The organism is Burkholderia sp. Ap-955 (genome assembly GCF_011753045.1).
GTDB classification, from domain to species: Bacteria; Pseudomonadota; Gammaproteobacteria; order Burkholderiales; family Burkholderiaceae; genus Burkholderia; species Burkholderia lata_D.
Genome location: NZ_VWWH01000104.1, coordinates 1 through 21973, shown reverse-complemented (window position 1 = coordinate 21973; position 21973 = coordinate 1). Strand labels below are relative to the sequence as shown.

Here is a 21973-nt window from a genome sequence, read left to right as displayed (position 1 = left end):
CGCCGCGCAAGCCGACGCCGGCGCGCCGCCGGCCGCGTTCGGCGCGCTGCCCGCCGCCGATGGCGCGACGCTCGTCGAGCTGCCGGCGCTGACCACCCCGTTCATCGAGCAGGACTGGGCACGCTGGCACGACGGACTCGCCGCGCTCGAGCGCGACTGGTTCGCGCCGACCCTTGCCGCGCTGCAGAACGGCGAGCTCGCAAGCGTCGATTTCACGCTGTGCGGCGATACGAGTTCCGTGACGCTGCACGCGACACGTGGCGACCTGCGCAAGTTCTGGCGCCGCCGCGCGCTGGCCTCCCTGTTCGAATAACAAAACAGACCCCGTATGACCCGGATCGTTACCCGCCCCGTCGCGCCCGCCGACGCCGAAGTGCTCGCGCGCCACGGCCTGCATCCCGTCCTTGCGCGCCTGTACGCGTCGCGCGGCGTGCAGTCCCCCGCCGACATCGAGACCGCGCTGGCACGACTCGTTCCGCCCACCGAGCTGAAAGGCTGCGCCGACGCGGCGTCGCTGCTCGCCGACGCGATCGCCGACAAGCGGCGCCTGCTCGTCGTCGCCGACTACGACTGCGACGGTGCGACCGCGTGCGCGGTCGCGGTGCGCGGCCTGCGGATGTTCGGCGCGCAGATCGACTACCTGGTGCCGAACCGTTTCGAATACGGCTACGGCCTCACGCCCGAGATCGTCGAACTCGCCGCCGCGCGCAAGCCCGACCTGCTGATCACCGTCGACAACGGTATCGCGAGCGTCACGGGCGTCGAAGCCGCGAACGCGCGCGGCATCGACGTGCTCGTGACCGACCACCACCTGCCCGGCGACGCGCTGCCCGCCGCGCGCGCGATCGTCAACCCGAACCAGCCCGGCTGCGCGTTCCCGAGCAAGCACCTCGCCGGCGTCGGCGTGATGTTCTACGTGCTGCTCGCGCTGCGCGCCGAGCTGCGCCGCCGCGGCGCGTTCGCGAGCAAGGAAGCCGAGCCGCGGCTCGACGGCCTGCTCGACCTCGTCGCGCTCGGCACCGTCGCCGACGTCGTACGGCTCGACGGCAACAACCGCGTGCTCGTCGCCCAGGGACTCCAGCGCATCCGCAACGGCCGCATGCAGCCGGGCATCGCCGCGCTGTTCCGCGCCGCCGCCCGCGAAGCGCGCACGGCATCGGGCTTCGACCTCGGCTTCGGCCTCGGCCCGCGCCTGAACGCCGCCGGACGGCTGTCCGACATGTCGCTCGGCATCGAGTGCCTGATCACCGACGACATCGGCCGCGCGTGGGATCTCGCGCAGCAGCTCGACGTGATGAACCGCGAGCGCCGCGAGATCGAGGCCGGCATGCAGCAGCAGGCGCTCGCCGATCTCGCTGACGTCGATCCGGCCGACGCGTGCACGATCACCCTCTTCAACCCCGCGTGGCACCAGGGCGTGATCGGCATCGTCGCCGGCCGGCTCAAGGAAAAATTCCACCGCCCGTCGTTCACGTTTGCGCACGCAGATGAAGAAGGCAAGCGGGTCAAGGGGTCGGGCCGCTCGATTCCCGGCTTCCACCTGCGCGACGCGCTCGACCTCGTGTCGAAACGCGAACCGGACCTGATCGTCGCGTTCGGCGGCCACGCGATGGCGGCCGGCCTCACGCTCGACACCGAGAACGTGCCGCGCTTCGCGGCCGCGTTCGAGGCCGTCGCGCGCGAATGGCTGTCCGACGACGCGCTCGCGCGTGTGATCGAGACCGACGGCGAACTCGAGGATGCGTACTTCACGCCGCAGTTCGTCGGGCTGCTCGACGAGGCCGTCTGGGGACAAGGTTTTCCGGCCCCGCTTTTCTCGGGTGAATTCGACGTCGTGTCGCAGTCGCTCGTGAAGGAAAAGCATCTGAAGCTGCAACTGGCGCGCGGCCGGCAGCGCTTCAACGCGATCTGGTTCAACCACACGGAGCCGCTGCCGGAGAGCGCACTGGTCGCCTACCGCCTCGTCGCCGACACGTGGAACGGCGTCACGCGCGTCCAGCTGATCGTCGAACACGCGGCCGGCTAAGCGGCCGACCGTCCCGCGACGCGCCGCCGCACGCGTGCGCGCCGCGCCGGACGGGGCCGTCGACACACGTGCTGGCACCGTTTGCGTCACCGGGCAACCCTGCCGATCGGCTATAATTCCGCTTTTTTACGAAGCCGGAACAGCGAACGATCATGGAAGCGGAACGTCTCAACGCGATCGAAAGCTCCCTGCTCGACCTGCGCAATCGCGCGGGCGAGCTTCGGGGGTATCTTTGACTACGACGCCAAAGCTGCGCGTCTGACTGAAGTCAACAAGGAACTCGAAGACCCGAACGTCTGGAACGATTCGAAGAACGCCCAGGCGCTCGGCCGCGAGAAGAAGCTGCTCGAAGGCGTCGTCATGACGCTCACCGCGCTCGATAGCGACCTGCGCGATGCGCTCGACCTGTTCGAGCTGGCCCGCGAGGAAGGCGACGAGGACACCCTCGTCGCATCGGAAGAAGACGCCGCGAAGCTCGAGGCTCGCGTGGGCGACATCGAGTTCCGCCGGATGTTCTCGAACCCGGCCGACCCGAACAACTGCTTCATCGACATCCAGGCCGGCGCCGGCGGCACCGAGGCGTGCGACTGGGCATCGATGCTGCTGCGCCAGTACCTGCGCTACTGCGAACGCAAGGGCTTCAAGGCCGAAGTGCTCGAAGAGTCCGATGGCGACGTCGCCGGCATCAAGAACGCGACGGTCAAGGTCTCGGGCGAATACGCCTACGGCTTCCTGCGCACCGAAACCGGCATTCACCGCCTCGTGCGCAAGTCGCCGTTCGACTCGTCGGGCGGCCGCCACACGTCGTTCTCGTCGGTGTTCGTCTACCCGGAAATCGACGATTCGATCGAAGTCGAGATCAACCCGGCCGACCTGCGCATCGACACGTACCGCGCATCCGGCGCGGGCGGTCAGCACATCAACAAGACCGACTCCGCGGTGCGGATCACGCACATGCCGACCGGTATCGTCGTGCAGTGCCAGAACGACCGCTCGCAGCACCGCAACCGCGCCGAAGCGATGGCGATGCTGAAATCGCGCCTGTACGAAGTTGAAATGCGCAAGCGCCAGGCCGAACAGGACAAGCTCGAATCGAGCAAGACCGATGTGGGCTGGGGCCACCAGATCCGTTCGTACGTGCTCGACCAGAGCCGCGTGAAGGACCTGCGCACGAACGTCGAAATGAGCAACACGCGAGCCGTCCTCGACGGCGACCTCGACGACTTCATCAGCGCGAGCCTCAAACAGGGCGTGTAAGCGCCGCGGCGCGACCCTGCCGGGTCGCGCCCCCTTGCCCTTCCCGTTTGCGTTGCCGCACCCACTCCGAATTCCGACCATCATGACCGAACCGACCCAAACGCAGCCCGCCGTCACCGCGGACGAAAACCAGATCATCGCCGAGCGCCGCGAGAAGCTGCGCGCGTTGCGCGAGCAAGGCGTCGCCTACCCGAACGATTTCCGGCCCGAGCACCACGCAGCCGACCTGCAGGCCAAATTCGCCGATTCGGACAAGGCCGCGCTTGAAGCGAACCCGGTCGAGGTGTCGGTCGCCGGCCGCATGATGCTCAAGCGCGTGATGGGCAAGGCAAGCTTCGCGACGGTGCAGGACGGTTCGGGCCAGATCCAGTTCTTCGTGACGCCGAACGACGTCGGCGCGGAAACCTACGACGCATTCAAGAAGTGGGACCTTGGCGACATCGTCGCCGCGCGCGGCGTGCTGTTCCGCACCAACAAGGGCGAGCTGTCGGTCCAGTGCAAGGAACTGCGCCTGCTGTCGAAGGCGCTGCGCCCGCTGCCGGACAAGTTCCACGGCCTGTCGGACCAGGAAATGCGCTACCGCCAGCGCTACGTCGACCTGATCGTCACGCCGGAAACGCGCGACACGTTCCGCGCCCGCACCAAGACGATCGCGTCGATCCGCAAGTTCATGGACAACGCCGACTTCATGGAAGTCGAGACGCCGATGCTGCACCCGATCCCGGGCGGCGCGGCCGCGAAGCCGTTCGTCACGCATCACAACGCGCTCGACATGCAGATGTTCCTGCGCATCGCGCCGGAGTTGTACCTGAAGCGCCTGATCGTCGGCGGCTTCGAGCGCGTGTTCGAAATCAACCGTAACTTCCGGAACGAAGGCGTGTCGCCGCGTCACAATCCGGAATTCACGATGATGGAGTTCTACGCCGCGTACACCGACTACCGTTGGCTGATGGACTTCACCGAGCAGCTGATCCGCCAGGCGGCGATCGACGCGCTCGGCACCGCGACGATCCAGTACCAGGGCCGCGAACTCGACCTCGCGAAGCCGTTCCACCGCCTGACGATCACGCAGGCGATCCAGAAGTACGCGCCGGACTACACCGACGGCCAGCTGTCGGACGACGCGTTCCTGCGCACCGAACTGAAGCGCTTCGGCGTCGACGTGTCGCAGCCGGCATTCCTGAACGCAGGCATCGGCGCGCTGCAGCTCGCGCTGTTCGAGGAAACGGCCGAAGCGCAGCTGTGGGAGCCGACCTTCATCATCGACTACCCGGTCGAGGTGTCGCCGCTCGCACGCGCATCGGATACGGTGCCGGGCATCACCGAGCGCTTCGAGCTGTTCATGACCGGCCGAGAAATCGCGAACGGCTTCTCGGAGCTGAACGATCCGGAAGACCAGGCCGCACGCTTCAAGAAGCAGGTCGAGCAGAAGGATGCAGGCGACGAGGAAGCGATGTTCTTCGACGCCGACTACATCCGCGCGCTCGAATACGGGATGCCTCCGACCGGCGGCTGCGGGATCGGCATCGACCGTCTCGTGATGCTGCTGACCGACAGCCCGACGATCCGCGACGTGCTGCTGTTCCCGCACCTGCGCCGCGAAGACTGATCGCTGCACCCACGTGTGCGCCGCACCCTGCGGCGCGCACGCGTCAGCTTTGTAACGACGCGTAAATCCCGCCAGCCGGCGTCCGCCGGCTTTCGATCCTCCCCCGTTTTATCCCCTCGTCGCGACGGCCTTTTCCGGGTTTTCCCTGTCATGGCTGCCGATGCTCCGCTGCAATTCGTTACACCTTGATACGGCGCGCCGCTGGGCCGTGGACGACACTCCTGTTGCGTCACCACGCATGACCACGGGACCAGAACGAGGCGCCGGAACGCCGAGTCTGCTCGCTCCCGAGCGTGGGATCCTGCTCCGGCGCAGCGCGCCGATCCGGATCGACATTGGAGAACAAAATGGACAACCAGAATCAGACCACGCCGCAAAAGCAACGCCTCCACCCGCTGATCGCCACCGCGGCCGGCGCCGTCATCGTCGCCAGCCTCGCGGCGACGGCAGCGATCACGGGCGTCTTCCCGAAAGCCACCAGCAGCAACGAACAGAACGGCCAGACCCAGGCCGCACTGATCGCGTCGCAGCCGGCCGTCGATACGGCAGCTGCCGCCAGCGCCGCGCTGGCGGCGCAGGCCCAGCAGCAGGCGGCCGAACAGGCCGCCGCGCAGCAAAAGGCCGCCGCCGTCGCGCAGGCCGAGCCGAAGCCCGCGCCGCGTCCGGCCGCACCGCATCGCCGTCACACGACGGCGCCGCAGCCGCCGCAATACGCGCAACAGCCGTCGGCGCCGGCGCAGTCGTACTGCCAGAGCTGCGGCACGGTCGTCGCGATCACGCAGACGCGCACGCCGGGCCAGAGCTCGGGGATCGGTGCCGTGGGTGGCGCAGCGGCCGGCGGCTTGCTCGGCAACCAGTTCGGCAACGGCAACGGCCGCACGGCGATGACGATCATCGGCGCACTGGGCGGCGGTCTCGCCGGCAACCAGGTCGAGAAGCAGGTGCGCGCGGAAACCGACTACCAGGTGCAAGTGCAGATGGAAAGCGGCGCGACGCGCACGTTCACGTACCACAACCCGCCGCCGTTCGGCCAGGGCCAGCGCGTACGGATCCAGAACGGCACGCTGGTCGGCGCGTGATCGCGTGACGCCGCTGCCCGCGTCACGCGCGCGGGCGAGCGTCCTTAAAACGAAAACGGCTCGTGAGCGATTGCTCACGAGCCGTTTTCCATTGCCGGCCGTCTGCGCCGTTGGGGCGCCCGCCAGGTTCAGTCCTCGTCGTCGAAGTCCGATTCGTCGATCCAGTGGGCCTGAATCGCTTCGAGGATCTTCTCGCCGGAGTGCGTCGGATCGTCGTTGAAGCCGTCGAGCTCGAGCACCCACTGGCGCAGGTCGACGAAGTTGATCCGCTGCGGGTCGATGTCTGGGTGCTTGTCCGCCAGCGCAATGGCTATTTCACGCGAATCGGTCCATTTCATCGCCTGCCTCCGGTTCCTGTCAGTGATTTTCCTTCGCGTGGTTGATCGAGTACTTCGGAATCTCGACCACCAGGTCCGAATCTTCCTTCACGATCGCCTGGCACGACAGGCGCGATGTCGGCTCGAGGCCCCACGCCTTGTCCAGCAGATCGTCCTCGTCCTCCTCGGACGGCGTCAGATCGTTGAAGCCTTCGCGGATCACCACGTGGCACGTCGTGCACGCGCACGACTTCTCGCATGCATGCTCGATCTCGATCCCGTGTTCGAGCAGGTTGTCGCAGATACTCTTGCCGGGCGTCGCGTCGATCACTGCGCCGTCCGGGCACAGTTCGACGTGAGGCAGCACCACCAGTTGAGGCATGTCCGTTCCGTCAGTCAGGGTGCGGCGCCAAGCGCCGCACGGTTCATTATCGCGCGGGCCGTTGCCGGCCGATGCGCAGTTCGTGAGTTCAGATCTCGTCGAGCCGGCGGCCCGACAGCGCGCGCTTGATGCTCTTGTCCATCCGGCGCGCCGCGAATTCGTCGGTGCCGTCGGCCAGCGCCTTGGTCGCCGTTTCGATCGCGTTCGTATCGTCGCCTTGCGCGACCGCACGCAGCGCCGCGGCCAGCGCGTCGACTTGCGCGCGCTCGTCCGCGTCGAGCAGTTCGCCGTCGGCCGCCAGCGCGGCCTGCGTCGCCTCGAGCATCCGCTCGGCCTCGACCTGCGCTTCGCGCAGCGCGCGGGCGCGCATGTCGATTTCGGCGGTCTTGAAGCTGTCCTCGAGCATCTTCGCGATGTCGTCGTCGGCAAGACCGTACGACGGCTTCACGACGACCGACGCCTCGACGCCCGACAGTTGTTCGCGGGCGAACACCGACAGCAGGCCGTCCGCGTCCACCTGGTAAGTCACGCGAATGCGCGCGGCGCCGGCCGTCATCGGCGGAATGCCGCGCAGCTCGAAACGCGCGAGCGACCGGCAATCGGCGACGAGCTCGCGCTCGCCCTGCACGACGTGGATCGCCATCGCGGTCTGGCCGTCCTTGAAGGTCGTGAATTCCTGCGCGCGCGCGATCGGAATCGTCGAGTTGCGCGGAATGATCTTCTCGACGAGGCCACCCATCGTCTCGACACCGAGCGACAGCGGAATCACGTCGAGCAGCAGCCAGTCGTCGCCGGTGCCGCGATTGCCTGCGAGCAGGTCGGCCTGGATCGCCGCGCCGAGCGCGACGACCTGGTCCGGATCGAGGTTCACGAGCGGCGGCTGGCCGAAATACTTCGCGACCGCATCGCGGATCACCGGCATGCGCGTCGCGCCGCCGACGAGCACGACACCCTTGATGTCGGCCGGCGTGACCTGCGCATCCCGCAGCGCCTTGCGAGTCGGCGTGAGCGTGCGCTGCACGAGCGGCTCGACGAGCGACGCGAACGTGTCGTGCGAGAGGGTCTGCACGAGGTGCGCGCCACCCGACAGCGTGACGTCGAGTGACGCCTCCGGTGCGGACGACAGCGCTTCCTTCAGCACGCGCACACGGTCGAGCAGCAGGCGCACGTCCTCGGGCGCGAGCGTCTTCGCATCGATGCCGGCCTGCGCGAGCACGTGATCGAACAGCGCATGGTCGAAATCGTCGCCGCCGAGCGCGGAATCGCCGCCCGCGGCCAGCACTTCGAACACGCCCTTCGTCAGCTTCAGGATCGACAGGTCGAACGTGCCGCCGCCGAGGTCATACACCGCGTAGAGGCCTTCGGCCCCGTTGTCGAGACCGTAGGCGATCGCCGCGGCGGTCGGTTCGTTCAGCAGGCGCAGCACGTTGAGGCCCGCGAGGCGCGCGGCGTCCTTGGTTGCCTGGCGTTGCGCTTCGTCGAAATACGCGGGCACCGTGATCACCGCGCCTACCAGGTCGTCGCCAAGCGAATCTTCCGCGCGATAACGCAGCGTCGCGAGAATCTCGGCCGACACTTCGACCGGGCTCTTCACGCCGTCGATGGTACGGATCTGCACCATGCCCGGCGCATCGACGAATTCGTACGGCGCGTTCGCCGCGCCTTCGACCTCGGCCTTGCCGCGGCCCATGAAGCGCTTGACCGACACGATCGTGTTGCGCGGATCGGTTGCGGCCTGCTCTTTCGCGTCGTGGCCAATGCGTCGGCCACCCTTCTCGAGATAGCGGACCACCGACGGCAGCAGCACGCGACCCGCTTCGTCGGGCAGGACTTCAGGCACGCTGTTGCGCACGGCCGCGACGAGCGAATTCGTCGTGCCGAGATCGATCCCGACGGCGAGTCGCCGCTGATGCGGCGCCGGCGCCATGCCCGGTTCGGAAATTTGCAGTAAAGCCATCTTGGTTCGTTCGGGCGCTCGGCCCGTTTGCTGCGCGTGCCGCAAGGCACGCGGTTAAGTTTCGAGGCGCTCGATCTGCGCGCCCACTTCCGACGCGACCCGTTCGATGAACATCAGTTGGCGCACGGCCTCGGCGGCCGCCTGATCGGCGCCGCTGTCGAGCAACGTGCCGAGGCGCTCCACCCGCACGCGCCGCTCTTCGCGCAACTCGGCGAGCAGCGCATCGAGCGCGTCGACGTTGCGGGCGGCCGCGGCATCCTCGATGCCCTCGCGCCACTCCATCTGCTGCATCAGGAACGCGGGCTCCATCGCGGTGTTGTTTTCCGCGCCGATGTCGACACCGCGCAGCGACAACAGATACGACGCGCGCTTCAGCGGATCGCGCAGCGTGCGATATGCCTCGTTCGCGCGGGTGGCCCATTGCATCGCGATACGCTTCTGCGCGTCGCCGGCCGCCGCGAAGCGGTCCGGATGCACTTGCGTCTGCACCGTCCGATACGCGGCGTCGAGCGCCGCCTCGTCGAGCGCGAATTGCGCCGGCAGGTGAAACAGGTCGAAGTGGCTGTCTTTCAGCGAGACCATCGTCGCGTTCAATTCCGGTTCGTCGCGCGGCAAACGCCGCACATTAAAAAGGCGGCCCGTGCCGCCTCTTGCCCGCATCGCGCGGAGATCCGCGTGGTCACACGCGGAACGATTCGCCGCAGCCGCACTCGTCCTTCACGTTCGGGTTGTTGAACTTGAACCCTTCGTTCAGGCCTTCACGTGCGAAGTCGAGCTCGGTGCCGTCGATGTAGGCCAGGCTCTTCGGATCGACGATCACCTTCACGCCATGACTCTCGAACACCTGATCCTCGGGAGCCAGCTCGTCGACATACTCGAGCTTGTACGCGAGCCCCGAGCACCCGGTCGTGCGAACGCCGAGCCGCAGGCCCATACCCTTGCCGCGACGGACGAGGTATTTCTGGACGTGCTGTGCTGCTTTTTCGGTCAGTGTAATTGCCATGATGTCCTTGCCGCGGCGCGCCACCGGGGCCCGCCGCGTTCCTTCTGAAGCCGCTCGATGCCGCTCAGGCTGCTGCCTGATCGCCTTCCGTGGTGTCGTGACGCTTCTTGTAGTCGGCCACGGCTGCCTTGATCGCGTCTTCCGCGAGGATCGAGCAGTGAATCTTCACCGGCGGCAGCGCGAGTTCTTCCGCGATCTGCGTGTTCTTGATCGACAGTGCTTCGTCGAGCGTCTTGCCCTTCACCCATTCGGTGACGAGCGAGCTCGATGCGATCGCCGAACCGCAACCGTAGGTCTTGAACTTCGCGTCTTCGATCACGCCGTCCGCGCCGACGCGGATCTGCAGCTTCATCACGTCGCCGCAGGCCGGCGCGCCGACCATGCCCGTGCCGACCGTGTCGTCGTCCTTCGCGAACGAACCGACGTTGCGCGGGTTTTCGTAGTGATCCAGAACCTTGTTGCTGTAAGACATGACTCAGACTCCTTGACTCGTTACGTCTGCGTGCGCGAATCCGCCCGCGGGTATGTTCAATCCGGCGCTCAGTGTGCGGCCCATTCGATCGTCGACAGATCGATGCCTTCCTGGTGCATTTCCCAGAGCGGCGAGAGTTCGCGCAGCTTCGCGATCTTGCTGTTCAGCAGGTTGATCACGAAGTCGACTTCCTGCTCCGTCGTGAAGCGGCCGACCGTGAAGCGGATCGAGCTGTGTGCCAGCTCGTCGTTGCGGCCGAGCGCACGCAGCACGTACGACGGCTCCAGCGACGCCGACGTGCATGCGGAGCCCGACGACACCGCGACGTCCTTGATCGCCATGATCAGCGACTCGCCTTCGACGAAGTTGAAACTGATGTTGAGGTTGTGCGGGACACGGCGCTCCATGTCGCCGTTCACGTACGTTTCCTCGATTTGCGACAGGCCGCGCAGCAGCTTGTCGCGCAGCATGCGGACGCGCTCGTTTTCCGTCGCCATTTCTTCACGTGCGATGCGGAACGCTTCGCCCATGCCGACGATCTGGTGCGTCGCCAGCGTGCCCGAACGCATGCCGCGCTCGTGGCCGCCACCGTGCATCTGCGCTTCGATGCGCACACGCGGCTTGCGGCGCACGTACAGCGCGCCGATGCCCTTCGGGCCGTAGGTCTTGTGCGCCGAGAACGACATCAGGTCGACCTTCAGCTTCGCGAGGTCGATCGCGACCTTGCCGGTCGACTGTGCGGCGTCGACGTGGAACACGATGCCCTTCTCGCGGCAGATCTCACCGATCGTCTCGATGTCCTGGATCACGCCGATCTCGTTGTTCACGTGCATCACCGACACGAGGATCGTGTCCGGGCGCAGTGCGGCCTTGAACGCGTCGAGGTCGATCAGCCCGTCATCCTTCACGTCGAGGTAGGTGACTTCGAAACCGTCGCGCTCGAGCTCGCGGCAGGTGTCGAGCACGGCCTTGTGCTCGGTCTTCACCGTGATGATGTGCTTGCCCTTGCCCTTGTAGAAGTTCGCGGCACCCTTGATCGCGAGGTTGTCCGACTCCGTTGCGCCGGACGTCCAGATGATCTCGCGCGGATCCGCGTTCACGAGCGCGGCCACGTTCTCACGCGCTTCCTCGACCGCCCGCTCCGCGTCCCAGCCATACGCGTGGCTGCGCGACGCCGGGTTGCCGAACTGCTCGCGCAGGTACGGCACCATCTTGTCGACCACGCGCGGGTCGACCGGCGTCGTCGCGCTGTAATCCATGTAGATGGGCAGGTGGAGAGTGTCTTGGGTCATCTGTCGCTCCGGGAATTCTGTGCAGGGACTATGTGCGTTATGGGGTATGGCGGCGCCTTCGCGCTCACGAACTCGCGATGTTGAACACCGAATTGGGGCCGAGCGGCATCGTGCGAACCGGCTCGGCCGGCGCCGCAACGGGCTCCGGCGTGCGCCGGTCGCGCAGCACCGCGGGTGCGCCCTCGCGAGCGCGCTGCTGATCGACGAGATCCTGCAGCGACACCGAATCGAGGTATTCGACCATCTTCTGGTTCAGCGTCGACCACAGCTCGTGCGTCATGCAATGGCCGTCGGGCTGCTTCGAGCCGTCGCACGTGCCTTTGCCGCCGCACTGCGTGGCGTCGAGCGGTTCATCGACCGCGATGATGATGTCGGCAACGGTGACGTCCTGCGCGCGACGCGCGAGGTTGTAGCCGCCGCCCGGGCCGCGCACGGATTCGACGATTTCATGCCTGCGCAGCTTGCCGAACAGCTGTTCGAGATACGAGAGCGAAATCCGCTGGCGCTGGCTGATGCCTGCAAGCGTCACCGGGCCCTGCTCCTGGCGCAGTGCCAAGTCAATCATCGCCGTGACGGCGAAACGGCCTTTGGTGGTGAGTCTCATGGTGTCTAGGGGACTGCAATCTTGACGATTTTGGTCAAGTATAAATATTTGACGATTTTAGTCAAGTATCCATGTCTTTGAAAGGGTATTCGCAGATCGCTGAATACCGCGCGATCAGCGCTCCGTGCGGGCCCGGAGCGTCTCCAGCAGGCCCGCGCACGCGCGCTCGACCTGATCGAGCACCCGCTCGAAGCCCTGCGTACCGCCGAAATAGGGGTCGGCCACTTCGGTTTCGGCCGAATCCGGTGCGAAATCCATCAGCAAGCGCACCTTGTCGCGATGCTGCGGCGGACAGCGGCGGTGCAGCTCCGCGAGGTTCGCCTCGTCCATCGCGAGCAGCAGGTCGAAGCGCTCGAAATCCGCTGCGCTCACCTGTCGTGCGCGCAGCGCCGACAGGTCGTAGCCGCGGCCAAGAGCGGCAGCCTGCGCACGCGTATCCGGCGGCTCGCCGACATGCCAGTCACCGGTGCCGGCCGAATCGATCGCGATCCGGTCCGCCAGCGCGGCCGCGTCGACCTGGTGACGCATCACGCCTTCCGCGGTGGGCGAACGGCAGATGTTGCCGAGACAGACGAAACAGATCGAAACGCGGGTCATCGCACTATCGGAAAGCCGCGGCGAGCCGCGCGGGAGAAGAACACGCCATTATACAAAGGCGACCGGAATCGCGCCGCCGCGCAAAGCGACGGCGCCATGCCTTACAGCGCCTTCGGCGCGGCGAGCACGACGTCACCGGACGCCGCCGGCAGCGGCGTCGCCGCATCGTCGACCAGCCCGAACGACACCGCACGCGCCAGCTCGGCGGATGCCTGGTGAACGGCAAGCGGGCCGCGCGACGGCGCCTCGGCCATCGCATGCAGATAGGCAGCCGCGGCCAGCGGAACGACGATTGCCAGCGGCCAGTACATCGATATTGTCTTTTTCATGATGCGGACCTCCTTGACCTCGTACCCCGAAACCCAATTCCGGGGACTACAGACAGGATTCTATAGACCGCATCTATCGAGATAAATATACAAATAGCGAACGCACTGTTGTCGCCGGATGAACAGTCGTCAGCCGAGGTGGCTTTGCGACGCCGCGTACAGCTCGCGGAACGTGCGCCCGGTCGGCGTCGGCATGTCGCGCGTATCCATCCAGCCGCCCATCATCGGCAGGCGCCGCAGCGTGCCGCCGTTGCCGCCCAGTCGCTCGAGGATGCGCACCGCGAGCTTGGTCGTCAGCGCATACAGCATCGGCCGGCGCGCGAAGAAACCCCATGCGGCGAGCGCCGCGCGCTCGCGCCACGGTCGCAGATGCCGCTCCACCTGCTTCTCGCGCAGCGTGCGCAACAGGTGCGACAGCGGAATCCCGGCCGGGCACACGCTGTCGCATTCCCCGCAAAGCGTTGCGGCCTGCGGCAGGTCGAGTGAGCGGTCGAGCCCGACGTAGCTCGGCGTCAGCACGGATCCCATCGGCCCCGGGTAGACCCAGCCGTACGTGTGGCCACCCACCTTCTGGTACACCGGACAGTGGTTCATGCATGCGCCGCAACGGATGCAGCGCAGCATCTCCTGGAATTCGCCGCCGATCAGCCCGGTGCGGCCGCCGTCGACGAGCACGACATAGTTGTGCTCGGGGCCATCCTCGTCGCCGGGCCCGCGCGGCCCGGTCAGCAGCGAGAAATAGTTCGACGTCTTCTGCCCGGTCGCCGAGCGCGGCAGCAGGCGCATCGCGGTCGCGAGATCCTCGAGCGTCGGCAGCACCTTCTCGATGCCCGTCACCGCCACATGCACGCGCGGCATCACCGTGCACATGCCCTCGTTCCCTTCGTTCGTCACGATCGCCACCGAACCGGTCTCGGCGATCACGAAGTTGCCGCCCGTCACGCCCATGTCGGCGGACATGAAATGCGGGCGCAGCACCTCGCGCGCCTCGCGCGTCATGTCCGGAATCTCGGTGAGCCGCTCGCGATGGTGCGTGCGCGCGAACAGGTCGGCGATCTCGTCCTTGTCCTTGTGCACGACGGGCGCAATGATGTGGCTCGGCGGCTCGTTGTCGTTGATCTGCAGGATGTACTCACCCAGATCCGTCTCGATCGACTGCACGCCCATTTCCGCGAGCACCGCGTTCAGGCGCATTTCCTCCGACACCATCGACTTGGTCTTGATGACCTTCTTCACGTCGTGACGACGCGCGATGTCCGCCACGAGCCGCGCGGCATCCTCGGTCGTTTCGGCAAACAGCACCGTCGTGCCGCGCCGCGTCGCCTCGCGCTCGAACGCCTCGAGCCACACGTCGAGGTTCTCCAGCGCGCGGTTGCGGCGATCCTTCAGCGCGGCGCGCGTGGCCGGGAAGTCGATCGCGGTCATCGCGTCGGCGCGCGCGGACACGAATTTCGTCGACAGCTTCTTCAGGTTCTGCTGCAGGCGCTGGTCGGCCAGCTTCTGGCCGGCGCGCGCCTTGAAATGCATCGATTGGACTTGCATCGCGGTATCGGGGAAAAGTGAGCGGAACCGGGCGTCAGACGTCGCCCGCCAGCACCTGCGCGACGTGCAGCACGCGCGTGTCGCGGTCGCCGGTGCGGCGCAACCGCCCTTCGATGTTCAGCATGCAGCCGAGATCGCCGAGCACGACGGCGCCCGTACCGGACGCGCGCACGTTCGCGCACTTCTCATCCGCGATGGCTGCCGAAATATCGCCGTACTTGACCGCGAACGTACCGCCAAAGCCGCAGCAGTGCTCGCAGTCCTTCATTTCGGTGACCGCGATGCCGCGCTGCGCGAGCAGCGCGCGCGGCTGCGCCTTCACGCCGAGCTCGCGCAGGCCCGAGCACGAATCGTGATAGGTGACGGGCCCCGTGAATTCGCCCGGCGCGAGCGACACCTTCGCGACGTTCGCCAGGAAATCGGTCAGTTCGTACACTTTCTGCTGGAACCGCGTGTAGCGCCCCATCAGTTCGGGGTCGTTGCGGAACAGGTCGCCGTAGTGCGCGCGGATCATCCCGCCGCAGGAACCCGACGGCGCGACGACGTAATCGAACTGCTCGAACTCGCGCAGCGTCTTTTCCGCGAGATCACGCGCGAGCGCGCGGTCGCCCGAGTTGTAGGCCGGCTGGCCGCAGCAAGTCTGCGCGGGCGGCACGATCACCTCGTAGCCGGCGTCGCGAATCAGCTTGAGCGCCGAAAAACCGATTTCGGGGCGCATCAGATCGACCAGGCAGGTCACGAACAAACCGACTCGCATACGTGCTCCTTCGAGAAAACGGCTCTCATTATCCGCCGTTTGGCCGGCAAGACCAACGCCGGCGCTCATGCAAGCCCGCACTGCGCGAAACGAGGATTTCCTCGAACGGCGTTCGCTTTTTTCACAATACGAGATACAATCGTTCCAACACCGCTTGACGCGTCAACCGATTTCTCCCCCGACATGAGCCAACCCACCCCGGATTCCAAAACGTCGATCCAGGTGATCGAACGCATGATGCGGTTGCTGGACGCGCTTGCCGCGCACAGTGACCCTGTCAGCCTGAAGGAGCTTGCGCAGCGGACGGAGCTGCACCCGTCGACCGCGCACCGCATTCTCAACGACATGGTGACCTGCCGTCTCGTCGACCGCTCCGATCCCGGCACGTATCGCCTCGGCATGCGGCTGCTGGAGCTCGGCAACCTCGTGAAGGCACGCCTGTCGGTGCGCGACGCGGCGCTGATGCCGATGCGCGAGCTGCACCGCCTCACCGGGCAAACCGTGAACCTGTCGGTGCGCCAGGGTGACGAGATCGTCTACATCGAGCGCGCGTATTCGGAGCGCTCGGGGATGCAGGTCGTCCGCGCGATCGGTGGCCGTGCGCCGCTGCACCTCACGTCGGTCGGCAAGCTGTTCCTCGCGGCCGACGAAACGTCGCGCGTGCGCGCCTACGCGACGCGTACGGGGCTGTCCGGCCATACGCAGAACAGCATCACCGACATCGCGAAGCTCGAGCGCGAGCTGACGATCGTCCGCCAGCAATCGTGCGCGCGCGACAACGAGGAGCTGGAGCTCGGCGTGCGCTGCATCGCAGCCGGCATCTACGACGATTCGGGCAAGCTCGTCGCGGGCCTGTCGCTGTCGGCGCCGGCCGATCGTCTCCAGGATGCGTGGCTCGGCCAGCTGAGCCGCACGGCCCTCACCATTTCGGAATCGCTCGGCTACCGGCCGGCGCCCGCGAAGGATGCGGACGGGCTGCAGCGGCAGGCGTAAGCCGCTCCCGCGCACCCAATGAAAAAGCCCCGCGATTGCGGGGCTTTTTTTCAGCCATCGGCGCGGCGGCGAACCGCCACGCCACCGTGCGATCAGGTCCCGCCGCTCGGCGTGTTGGCTGCCGTCAGGCGCTCGCCGCCGCCGGCATCGAGCCAGTTGCGCAGGCGCGCCGCATCGGCGAAGCGCGAATACTTGCCGAACGAATCGAGCAGCACCATCACCATCGGCTTGCCGTGGATCGTCGCCTGCATCACGAGGCACTCGCCCGCCTCGTTGATGAAACCCGTCTTTTGCAGACCGATATCCCACGAGCCATTGCCGCGGATCAGCGCGTTCGTGCTGTTGTAGACGAGATTGCGCTTGCCCGTGTACACCTCGTAGGTGCGATCGGTCGAGAACTGACGAATCATCGGGTACTGGTACGCCGCATTGACCATCTTCACGAGATCGCGTGCGCTCGACACGTTCGAGCTCGACAGCCCCGTCGAATTCTCGAAGTGCGTGTCGGTCATGCCGAGCGCCTTCGCCTTCGCGTTCATCGCGGCGATGAACGCCGGACGGCCGCCCGGGTAGTAACGCGACAGCGCGGCGGCCGCGCGGTTTTCCGACGCCATCAGCGCGATGTGCAGCATGTCTTCACGCGACAGCACCGAACCGACCGACAGGCGCGAGCCCGTGCCCTTCTCGTAATCGCGGTCTTCGTCCGTGACTTCGAGCTGGTCGGTCATCGGCGTCTTCGAGTCGAGCACGACCATCGCCGTCATCAGCTTCGAGATCGACGCGATCGGCACGACGGCGTGCGAATTCTTGTCGAACAGCGGCTCACCCGAGTTCTGGTCGACGACGTACGCGACGCTCGAACGCAGCGCGAGCGCGTCCGGCGTGTCGTGCAGGCCGAACGCCTGGCCGACGGTCGGCCGGCGCGGCTGGAACGCGACCTTGCGGACTGCGCCGTGATGGCCGCCATGCACGTTCGACGCGAGCGTCACGCGCTTGCGCGACGCCTTCGCGCGCGGCGCGTCGTCGGCCGCGACCTTCGCGGATTTGTCGGAGCTGGCCTTGGCCGACTTCTTCTTCGCGGACGAAGCAGGAGCGACAGCCTTTTTCTTGGCGGCTTGTTGGGTCTTCGCAGTGGCGGCAAAGGCGTCAGCAGGCGCGACGGACGCGGTGGTCGCCAGCAAGGCGACTGCGACCGACACAGCCGTGCCGAGCGTCATGCTCTGCAACAATCTGCGCGGTGAAAACGATTCGGCTTTCATTGGGGTCTGGACAAAGCGGGCGGGAGGTTTCCGCAAGTGTAGTTAAAGCTGAAAAAAAGAGCAATATTAGGCACTTACCGATCGTCGTTAAACCGGAATGTAAGGGTCGGCCAACCTCTGACCAATGAACCCTCCCGATCCCATCGAAAAAATCCATGGGACGCGCTGCCCGACAGTACCCGTCTCCCGATTACACACGGTTAATTGAGATAACGTCACTTCGGAGGCGATTTAAAGCGGGGAAACTACGTATCCGGCGCTCGGGGTGCCAGGGGCGCCGGTCTCGGCCGTGGCGGCGGCACGTCGCCACGGGACGCGCATCGAAACGGCGCGTTTTTCGACAGGAACAGAAGGATAACGTTCCACATGCCTGTCAGGTTTACCTGTGCATGATCATGGTGCGGTGCGCCTGCCCCGCCGCTGTGCGCACCATATGGGATCGCGCATGAAACCGATTCCGAACGGGCACGATAACTCATTGTTTTATCGATAATTTGTCGCGATTGTGCAACGCACAAAAAGTACTTGACATTGGTTTTCTCTGCCCTAAAATAAGCCTCATTGCTGCGTTGCACAAAGCACGCGCATCCGAGGTTCCCCAGCGTAGTGCCCTTTACCCTGCGATCGACGCGATCGCTTTTCAGGAGCTTGACATGTCCTTGCTGACCCCCGAGCAAATCGCCGCCGCCCAGAAAGCCAACCTCGAAAGCCTGTTCGGTCTGACGACCAAGGCGTTCGAAGGCGTCGAAAAGCTGATCGAACTCAACCTGCAGGTCGTGAAGTCGACGCTGGCCGAAGGCCAGGAAAACGCGCAGCGCCTGCTGTCGGTGAAGGACGCACAGGAACTGATCGCGCTGCAAGCCAGCCTGTCGCAGCCGGTCGCGGAAAAGGTGCTGTCGTACGGCCGTCACCTGTATGAAATCGCATCGTCGACGCAAGCCGAGTTCGCGAAGGTTGCTGAAGCGCAATTCGAAGAGCAGAACAAGAAGGTCCAGGCACTCGTCGACAACGTCGCGAAGAACGCCCCGGCTGGTTCGGAAACGGCTGTCGCAGCACTGAAGTCGGCACTGAACGCTGCGAACACCACGTACGAAACGGTTCAGAAGGCAACGAAGCAAGCCGTCGAAATCGCTGAAACGAACTTCAACGCTGCTGCTGCCGTCGCAACGAAGGCGGCTACCGCCGCTGCTGCACGTCGTACGAGCAAGCCGGCCGCGTAAGCGCCCCCTGCTCCTGAAAAAGCCGCGCCCAGCGCGGCTTTTTCATTTCTGGCGCCGGAACACGCTGGAACCGGCAAGTCGCCGGCCGTTCTCGAACGGTCGTTTGAGCATCGGCCGCACATAAAAGAAAACGCCGCCGCCCGGATGGCCCGGGAGGCGGCGTTTTTTCGTGGCCGGCGGATTGCCGGCCGTGCCGGCTGCATTACTTCTTGCGTTGCGGCGGCAGGTCGGTACAGACGCCTTCGTACAGTTCGGCGGCCATGCCAATCGATTCGCCGAGCGTCGGGTGCGGATGGATCGTCTTGCCGATGTCTTCCGCATCCGCGCCCATTTCAACGGCGAGGCACACTTCGCTGATCAGGTCGCCCGCATTCAGGCCGACGATACCGCCGCCGATCACGCGATGGGTTTCCTCGTCGAAGATCAGCTTCGTGAAGCCTTCGTCGCGGCCGTTCGCGATCGCGCGGCCCGATGCGGCCCACGGGAACACAGCCTTGCCGTACTTGATGCCTTCGGCCTTGCACTGGTCTTCCGTCTTGCCGGCCCACGCCACTTCCGGATCGGTGTACGCCACCGACGGGATCTGCAGTGCATCGAAGTACGCCTTCTCGCCGTGCGCGGCTTCCGCTGCGACGTGGCCTTCATGCACGGCCTTGTGCGCGAGCATCGGCTGGCCGACGATATCGCCGATCGCGAAGATGTGCGGGACGTTCGTGCGCATCTGCTTGTCGACGTCGATGAAGCCGCGATCCGTGACCGCGACGCCCGCCTTGTCGGCGCCGATCTTCTTGCCGTTCGGGCTGCGGCCCACCGCGACGAGCACGAGGTCGTAGCGCTGCGCTTCCGCCGGGGCCTTCTCGCCCTCGAACTTCACGTAGATGCCGTCTTCCTTCGCTTCCGCGCCGACCGTCTTGGTCTTCAGCATCACGTTGCCGAAGCGTTTCGCGTTGTACTTTTCCCAGACCTTCACGAGGTCGCGGTCCGCGCCGTTCATCAGGTTGTCGAGCATTTCGACGACGTCGATCTCGGCGCCCAGCGTCGCGTAGACGGTGGCCATTTCGAGACCGATGATGCCGCCGCCGATCACGAGCATGCGCTTCGGCTGCTGGCGCAGTTCGAGCGCGCCGGTCGAATCGACGATGCGCGGATCGTCCGGCAGGAACGGCAGCTTCACCGACTGCGAGCCGGCCGCGATGATCGCCTGCTTGAACTTGACGACCTTCTTGCCGTTTTCGCCCTGCACTTCCATGTGATACGGATCGACGAACGTGCCGACGCCCGTCACGACCTCAACCTTGCGCGCTTTCGCCATGCCGGCGAGGCCCGTCGTCAGCTTCTTCACGACGCCGGACTTGAAGTCGCGCAGCTTGTCGAGGTTGATTTCCGGCTTGCCGAACGAGATGCCGTGCGATGCGAGCGCTTCCGCTTCGTCGATCACGAGCGCCGTGTGCAGCAGCGCTTTCGACGGGATGCAGCCGACGTTCAGGCACACGCCGCCGAGCGTCAAGTAGCGTTCGACGAGCACCGTCTTCATGCCGAGGTCGGCTGCGCGGAACGCGGCCGAGTAGCCGCCGGGGCCGGCACCGAGCACGAGCATGTCGCACTCGATGTCGGCGCCACCTGCGTAGCTGCCGGCCTGCGGCGCGGGTGCCGGAGCGGCGGCGGCCGGTGCCGGCGCTGCTGCTGCGGGCTTGGCCGCTTCGGGAGCTTTTGCGGGTGCGGCAGCGCCAGCCGATGCTTCGACGATGGCGATGACGGTGCCTTGCGAGACTTTCTCGCCGGCCTTGACCTTGACTTCCTTGACCGTGCCGGCGACGTCGCTGGGCACTTCCATGGAGGCTTTATCGGATTCGAGCGTGATGAGCGTTTGCTCTTTTTCGATCACGTCGCCGGGTTTCACGTTGACTTCGATGACATCGACGCCGCTGAAATCGCCGATATCCGGAACCTTGACTTCGATGAGACTCATTACTGTCCCCTTCTTGATTAGCTGCAGACAGAGGGGGAGAAACCCGCAGAGAGAACCCGTGACTACGGCCTGGTCAAAGAACGCGAACCTGGGCAGAACCACCTTTGCCGTCCGCCCAAGGACGCGCCTTTCTTTTGGTTACTTTTCTTTGGAAGACAAAGAAAAGTGACCGCCGCCCCGCGCAGGGGCGACGCTAATAGACCGTTAGCGAAACAGGTTCAACGACAGGACGCGGATGACCGACAAACAACCCACGCCCCAGCGAGCCACTCCCACGCTCATCAAAGAATGATGCGACGGAAATCGGCAAGCAACGCGCCGAGATACGCATTGAACCGCGCGGCTTCCGCGCCATCGATGACGCGATGGTCATACGACAGCGACAGCGGCAGCGTCAGGCGCGGCACGAACTGCTTGCCGTCCCACACCGGCTTCATCTGGCCGCGCGACAACCCGAGGATCGCCACTTCCGGCGCGTTGATGATCGGCGTGAAGTTCGTGCCGCCGATCCCGCCGAGCGACGAGATCGAGAAGCAGCCGCCCTGCATCTGGTCCGGCTTCAGCTTGCCGTCGCGTGCGGCCTTCGACAGCTCGGCCATTTCCTTCGCGATGTCGACGAGACCCTTCTTGTCCGCATCGCGGATCACCGGCACGACGAGACCGTTCGGCGTGTCCGCGGCAAAACCGATGTGGTAGTACTGCTTGAACACCAGGTTGTCGCCGTCGAGGCTCGCGTTGAAGGTCGGGAATTTCTTCAGCGCGGCGACGACCGCCTTGATCACGAACGCGAGCATCGTGAACTTCACGCCCGCCTTCTCGTGTTCCTTGTTCAGCTGCACGCGCAGCGCTTCGAGCTCGGTGATGTCCGCTTCGTCGTTGTTCGTGACGTGCGGGATCATCACCCAGTTGCGATGCAGGTTCGCGCCCGAGATCTTCTTGATGCGCGACAGCGGCTTCGCCTCGAACGGGCCGAACTTCGAGAAGTCGACCTTCGGCCACGGCAGCAGGTTCAGCTCGCCGCCGCCTGCCGGCGCGGCTGCCGCGCCCGGTGCTGCGCGCTGGCCGGTCATCACGCCCTTCACGAAGCCGGTGACGTCTTCCTTCGTAATGCGGCCCTTCGGACCCGAACCCTGCACGCGTGCAACTTCGACGCCGAGCTCACGTGCGAACTTGCGCACCGACGGCGATGCGTGGCTGGCGCGGTATTCGCCCGACGCGGCGGCCGGAGCCGGTGCAGCAGCAGCCGGTGCCGGGGCGGCCTTCGCGGGTGCGGCGGCAGGTGCCGGCGCCGGAGCGGCAGCAGCGGCCG

At 65.7% G+C, this 21973-nt stretch carries 21 protein-coding genes and 1 pseudogene; 7 read left to right on the top strand and 15 right to left on the bottom strand.

Translation table 11 applies throughout. From position 1 onward, the window contains the following. The 5 genes and pseudogenes from F3J15_RS32495 to F3J15_RS32475 form a co-directional block, all read left to right on the top strand. Positions 1-313 (top strand): annotated as a pseudogene (locus tag F3J15_RS32495) (regulator); the annotation flags it as partial. Between the two features lie 15 nt (positions 314-328). Continuing rightward, positions 329-2026, top strand: coding sequence for a single-stranded-DNA-specific exonuclease RecJ (recJ, locus tag F3J15_RS32490; RefSeq protein ID WP_069248351.1), 1698 nt, complete (start codon positions 329-331; stop codon positions 2024-2026). A gap of 152 nt (positions 2027-2178) precedes the next feature. Then, a protein-coding gene (gene prfB / locus F3J15_RS32485; protein ID WP_105749870.1) for a peptide chain release factor 2 occupies positions 2179-3283 on the top strand; the annotation gives its coding sequence in 2 pieces (ribosomal slippage) (positions 2179-2259 and positions 2261-3283; 1104 coding nt in all). A gap of 82 nt (positions 3284-3365) precedes the next feature. Continuing rightward, entirely contained in the window at positions 3366-4892 is a 1527-nt protein-coding gene (gene lysS / locus F3J15_RS32480) for a lysine--tRNA ligase (RefSeq protein WP_006485977.1), read from the top strand. Positions 4893-5239: 347 nt separating this feature from the next. After that, positions 5240-5971 (top strand): glycine zipper 2TM domain-containing protein, encoded by a 732-nt coding sequence (locus F3J15_RS32475; RefSeq protein WP_166896316.1) that lies wholly within the window; start codon positions 5240-5242, stop codon positions 5969-5971. Between the two features lie 128 nt (positions 5972-6099). On the opposite strand, the gene iscX is transcribed toward F3J15_RS32475, so the two are convergent. The 12 genes from iscX to F3J15_RS32415 form a co-directional block, all read right to left on the bottom strand. Next, positions 6100-6309 (bottom strand): Fe-S cluster assembly protein IscX, encoded by a 210-nt coding sequence (iscX, locus tag F3J15_RS32470; RefSeq protein ID WP_011352557.1) that lies wholly within the window; start codon positions 6307-6309, stop codon positions 6100-6102. Between the two features lie 19 nt (positions 6310-6328). Beyond that, entirely contained in the window at positions 6329-6670 is a 342-nt protein-coding gene (fdx, locus tag F3J15_RS32465) for an ISC system 2Fe-2S type ferredoxin (RefSeq protein ID WP_011352558.1), read from the bottom strand. A gap of 88 nt (positions 6671-6758) precedes the next feature. Then, positions 6759-8627 (bottom strand): Fe-S protein assembly chaperone HscA, encoded by a 1869-nt coding sequence (hscA, locus tag F3J15_RS32460; protein ID WP_166896314.1) that lies wholly within the window; start codon positions 8625-8627, stop codon positions 6759-6761. Between the two features lie 54 nt (positions 8628-8681). Further along, positions 8682-9209, bottom strand: a complete 528-nt coding sequence (hscB, locus tag F3J15_RS32455; protein ID WP_089445940.1) for a Fe-S protein assembly co-chaperone HscB — start codon at positions 9207-9209, stop codon at positions 8682-8684. 97 nt (positions 9210-9306) lie between these two features. Next, complete coding sequence (gene iscA, locus F3J15_RS32450; RefSeq protein WP_012492710.1) at positions 9307-9630, bottom strand: iron-sulfur cluster assembly protein IscA; 324 nt, start codon at positions 9628-9630, stop codon at positions 9307-9309. Positions 9631-9694: 64 nt separating this feature from the next. Next, on the bottom strand, positions 9695-10102 hold the full coding sequence (gene iscU / locus F3J15_RS32445) for a Fe-S cluster assembly scaffold IscU (protein ID WP_011352562.1): 408 nt from the start codon (positions 10100-10102) through the stop codon (positions 9695-9697). 68 nt (positions 10103-10170) lie between these two features. Then, positions 10171-11394 carry an IscS subfamily cysteine desulfurase gene (locus tag F3J15_RS32440; protein ID WP_069248355.1) on the bottom strand — a complete coding sequence of 408 codons (1224 nt, stop codon included), beginning with the start codon at positions 11392-11394 and terminating at the stop codon, positions 10171-10173. A 64-nt stretch (positions 11395-11458) separates the two neighbouring features. Further along, positions 11459-11998 (bottom strand): Fe-S cluster assembly transcriptional regulator IscR, encoded by a 540-nt coding sequence (gene iscR, locus F3J15_RS32435; RefSeq protein WP_009691731.1) that lies wholly within the window; start codon positions 11996-11998, stop codon positions 11459-11461. A 114-nt stretch (positions 11999-12112) separates the two neighbouring features. Then, a complete protein-coding gene (locus F3J15_RS32430) occupies positions 12113-12595 on the bottom strand; it encodes a low molecular weight protein-tyrosine-phosphatase (protein WP_166896312.1) in 483 nt (160 codons plus the stop codon). A gap of 101 nt (positions 12596-12696) precedes the next feature. After that, positions 12697-12924 (bottom strand): hypothetical protein, encoded by a 228-nt coding sequence (locus F3J15_RS32425; RefSeq protein WP_166896310.1) that lies wholly within the window; start codon positions 12922-12924, stop codon positions 12697-12699. Positions 12925-13053: 129 nt separating this feature from the next. Beyond that, entirely contained in the window at positions 13054-14466 is a 1413-nt protein-coding gene (locus tag F3J15_RS32420) for a lactate utilization protein B (protein ID WP_166896308.1), read from the bottom strand. A gap of 34 nt (positions 14467-14500) precedes the next feature. Continuing rightward, the gene (locus tag F3J15_RS32415; protein ID WP_166896306.1) at positions 14501-15223 is read right to left on the bottom strand and encodes a (Fe-S)-binding protein; all 723 of its coding nucleotides are present in this window, start codon (positions 15221-15223) and stop codon (positions 14501-14503) included. A 183-nt stretch (positions 15224-15406) separates the two neighbouring features. On the opposite strand from F3J15_RS32415, the gene F3J15_RS32410 reads away from it, so the two are divergent. Next, a complete protein-coding gene (locus F3J15_RS32410) occupies positions 15407-16216 on the top strand; it encodes an IclR family transcriptional regulator (protein WP_034183553.1) in 810 nt (269 codons plus the stop codon). 92 nt (positions 16217-16308) lie between these two features. Here the strand turns inward: F3J15_RS32410 and pbpG are convergent, their stop codons facing one another. After that, positions 16309-17475, bottom strand: a complete 1167-nt coding sequence (gene pbpG / locus F3J15_RS32405) for a D-alanyl-D-alanine endopeptidase (RefSeq protein ID WP_069248361.1) — start codon at positions 17473-17475, stop codon at positions 16309-16311. 653 nt (positions 17476-18128) lie between these two features. On the opposite strand from pbpG, the gene F3J15_RS32400 reads away from it, so the two are divergent. After that, positions 18129-18695, top strand: coding sequence for a phasin family protein (locus F3J15_RS32400; RefSeq protein WP_039364780.1), 567 nt, complete (start codon positions 18129-18131; stop codon positions 18693-18695). Positions 18696-18897: 202 nt separating this feature from the next. Here the strand turns inward: F3J15_RS32400 and lpdA are convergent, their stop codons facing one another. Then, complete coding sequence (gene lpdA, locus F3J15_RS32395; protein WP_166896305.1) at positions 18898-20664, bottom strand: dihydrolipoyl dehydrogenase; 1767 nt, start codon at positions 20662-20664, stop codon at positions 18898-18900. Between the two features lie 281 nt (positions 20665-20945). Continuing rightward, on the bottom strand, positions 20946-21973 hold a 1028-nt coding region (locus F3J15_RS32390), incomplete at its 5' end, for a dihydrolipoyllysine-residue acetyltransferase (protein WP_166896303.1).

Excerpts from the sequence above, each read along its gene's own strand:
- F3J15_RS32430 (WP_166896312.1), bottom strand. The coding sequence starts at position 12,595 with ATGACCCGCGTTTCGATCTGTTTCGTCTGTCTCGGCAACATCTGCCGT.
- fdx (WP_011352558.1), bottom strand. The coding sequence starts at position 6,670 with ATGCCTCAACTGGTGGTGCTGCCTCACGTCGAACTGTGCCCGGACGGC.
- iscR (WP_009691731.1), bottom strand. The coding sequence starts at position 11,998 with ATGAGACTCACCACCAAAGGCCGTTTCGCCGTCACGGCGATGATTGAC.
- F3J15_RS32425 (WP_166896310.1), bottom strand. The coding sequence starts at position 12,924 with ATGAAAAAGACAATATCGATGTACTGGCCGCTGGCAATCGTCGTTCCG.
- lpdA (WP_166896305.1), bottom strand. The coding sequence starts at position 20,664 with ATGAGTCTCATCGAAGTCAAGGTTCCGGATATCGGCGATTTCAGCGGC.
- F3J15_RS32440 (WP_069248355.1), bottom strand. The coding sequence starts at position 11,394 with ATGACCCAAGACACTCTCCACCTGCCCATCTACATGGATTACAGCGCG.
- hscB (WP_089445940.1), bottom strand. The coding sequence starts at position 9,209 with ATGGTCTCGCTGAAAGACAGCCACTTCGACCTGTTTCACCTGCCGGCG.
- iscA (WP_012492710.1), bottom strand. The coding sequence starts at position 9,630 with ATGGCAATTACACTGACCGAAAAAGCAGCACAGCACGTCCAGAAATAC.
- iscU (WP_011352562.1), bottom strand. The coding sequence starts at position 10,102 with ATGTCTTACAGCAACAAGGTTCTGGATCACTACGAAAACCCGCGCAAC.
- F3J15_RS32420 (WP_166896308.1), bottom strand. The coding sequence starts at position 14,466 with ATGCAAGTCCAATCGATGCATTTCAAGGCGCGCGCCGGCCAGAAGCTG.
- recJ (WP_069248351.1), top strand. The coding sequence starts at position 329 with ATGACCCGGATCGTTACCCGCCCCGTCGCGCCCGCCGACGCCGAAGTG.
- pbpG (WP_069248361.1), bottom strand. The coding sequence starts at position 17,475 with ATGAAAGCCGAATCGTTTTCACCGCGCAGATTGTTGCAGAGCATGACG.
- F3J15_RS32475 (WP_166896316.1), top strand. The coding sequence starts at position 5,240 with ATGGACAACCAGAATCAGACCACGCCGCAAAAGCAACGCCTCCACCCG.
- hscA (WP_166896314.1), bottom strand. The coding sequence starts at position 8,627 with ATGGCTTTACTGCAAATTTCCGAACCGGGCATGGCGCCGGCGCCGCAT.
- iscX (WP_011352557.1), bottom strand. The coding sequence starts at position 6,309 with ATGAAATGGACCGATTCGCGTGAAATAGCCATTGCGCTGGCGGACAAG.
- F3J15_RS32410 (WP_034183553.1), top strand. The coding sequence starts at position 15,407 with ATGAGCCAACCCACCCCGGATTCCAAAACGTCGATCCAGGTGATCGAA.
- F3J15_RS32415 (WP_166896306.1), bottom strand. The coding sequence starts at position 15,223 with ATGCGAGTCGGTTTGTTCGTGACCTGCCTGGTCGATCTGATGCGCCCC.
- lysS (WP_006485977.1), top strand. The coding sequence starts at position 3,366 with ATGACCGAACCGACCCAAACGCAGCCCGCCGTCACCGCGGACGAAAAC.
- F3J15_RS32400 (WP_039364780.1), top strand. The coding sequence starts at position 18,129 with ATGTCCTTGCTGACCCCCGAGCAAATCGCCGCCGCCCAGAAAGCCAAC.